The organism is Bradyrhizobium sp. 142 (assembly GCF_023074015.1).
Lineage (GTDB): Bacteria > Pseudomonadota > Alphaproteobacteria > Rhizobiales > Xanthobacteraceae > Bradyrhizobium.
Genome location: NZ_JADPKQ010000157.1, coordinates 1 through 1,926, shown reverse-complemented (window position 1 = coordinate 1,926; position 1,926 = coordinate 1). Strand labels below are relative to the sequence as shown.

The 1,926-nt window shown below is 59.7% G+C and carries 2 protein-coding genes; both read left to right on the top strand.

Annotation, left to right across the window (positions count from 1 at the left end; genetic code table 11):
- Positions 1-392: tyrosine-type recombinase/integrase (locus IVA82_RS14750; protein ID WP_247493358.1), on the top strand; the 392-nt coding region annotated here is incomplete at its 5' end.
- Between the two features lie 10 nt (positions 393-402).
- Positions 403-1,608 (top strand): IS91 family transposase, encoded by a 1,206-nt coding sequence (locus IVA82_RS14745; RefSeq protein ID WP_247493357.1) that lies wholly within the window; start codon positions 403-405, stop codon positions 1,606-1,608.
- Positions 1,609-1,926: the final 318 nt, after the last annotated feature.

The window sequence follows — 1,926 nt, the reverse complement described above, 5'->3', positions numbered from 1 at the left end:
GTTACGTCATGCTCTCGGCACGGTTGCTGGAGACACTGACCGACTATTGGCGCGCCGTCCGGCCGAGCACGTGGATGTTTCCCGGCGGTATCCCCAACGAGCCGATATCGACCAACGCGGTGCAGGACGCCTGCAGCAAGGCGCATCGGTTAACGGGCCTTGCCAAGCCCGTGACGCCGCATTCGCTGCGGCATGCCTTCGCCGTCCATCTACTCGAGGCCGGCACCGATCTTCGCACCATCCAGCTCTTGCTTGGCCATCGCAGCCTGTCCACAACCGCGCAATATCTCCGGATAGCCACGAACAAAGTCTGCGCGGCGACCAGCCCGCTGGAGCTGCTGCCGCGCCCAATCCCTAAGGCACCACCACCGCCGCCGCCTGAACATTTCTGACGGCGGCCCCATGGGACGCTCAGGTCCGGAAGTGGCGGATATCTTCCGCCGCTATGGTGCTGCCTGGCGCGAGCCGCACTGGAGGTCTCTATCGACCGAACGACGTGCAGCAATGACGGCGATCGAGCGCTGCCGAACGGCCGCGCTCGGTGGCCATGTCGAGCAGTGCGATCACTGCGGAGAGCGGCGGATCTCCTACAATAGCTGCCGCTCGCGCAACTGCCCCAAGTGCCAATCGCTCGCGCGGGCAGAATGGATCGAGGCCCGACAAGCGGAGCTTCTCGATACGCAGTATTTTCACGTTGTTTTCACCATACCCGACCAAATCGCAGCGATCGCATTCCAGAATGCCGGCACCGTGTACGATATTATGTTCCGCACAGCTGCAGAGACTTTGCGGACTATCGCTGCCGACCCCAAGCACCTCGGTGCCGAGATCGGGTTCTTTTCTGTCCTTCATACTTGGGGCCAGAACCTCCTTCACCATCCCCACCTCCATTGCGTCGTTCCTGGAGGAGGACTGTCCCCGGATGGCAGCCGCTGGATCGCGTGCCGGCCCGGCTTCTTTCTTCCCGTGGCCGTGCTTTCCCGTCTGTTCCGGCGCCTATTTCTCAGCGCCTTGCAAAAGTCGTTCGATACCGGCGAGCTACAATTCTTCTCGTCGCTGGAACCGTTGCGTGATCCGGCTGCGTTTCAGCGTTATCTGAACGATGTCCGCAGAATCAATTGGGTTATCTACGCCAAGCCGCCATTTGGCAGCGCCGAACAGGTTGTGCACTATGTCGGCCGCTATACGCATCGGGTAGCGATCAGCAACAGCCGTGTCATCGATATCGAAGACGGCAAAGTACGCTTTCGATGGAAGGATTACCGCCACGGAAGCCAGCAGAAAGTAATGACGCTGGACGCCGGGGAGTTCATTCGGCGTTTCCTCATCCATGTCCTGCCCGAAGGCTTCAAACGTATTCGCTACTATGGTTTTCTGGGTAACCGCTACCGCAAGCAAAAGCTCGCTCGCTGCCGCGAACTGCTCGGAATGATATCCGCCGACGCTCATTCGGAGCCGGAAGAGCCCTCCGATTGCCCCGAGAAGGCTGAGCACTGCAATGCCGCTTCCTTGCGTCAATGTCCATCCTGTCATCAAGGCCACATGGTGTGCGTCGAGGTCTTGCAGCCAGGTTCGTTCAGTGCCGCTCGTTCACCGGACACTTCTTGATGCGAGACCTCGATCAACCAAGAACCGCCACCTTCCATTTCGGGATTCTTCCGGCCGCCGTGGCAGCCGATAGATGCCCTGTTGTCGTTCTTCCGACGTCAAACCTCCGGCGCTTCGCATTTGTCGGCTACTTCGCTTCCCAGATGTCCCTTCCACCCAGTACTTTCGTGATAATGTCCGCTTTGGACTTGTCTCCAGTCCAGATCACGACGTCCACAAATAACGGCGCAGTGATTCAACACCCATAGCTGCAGCGGCGTGCCCGCGGCTTCGTCCAACACGTTTTTAGATTACCGGCGCCCCTCGCGAGTGCTCGTG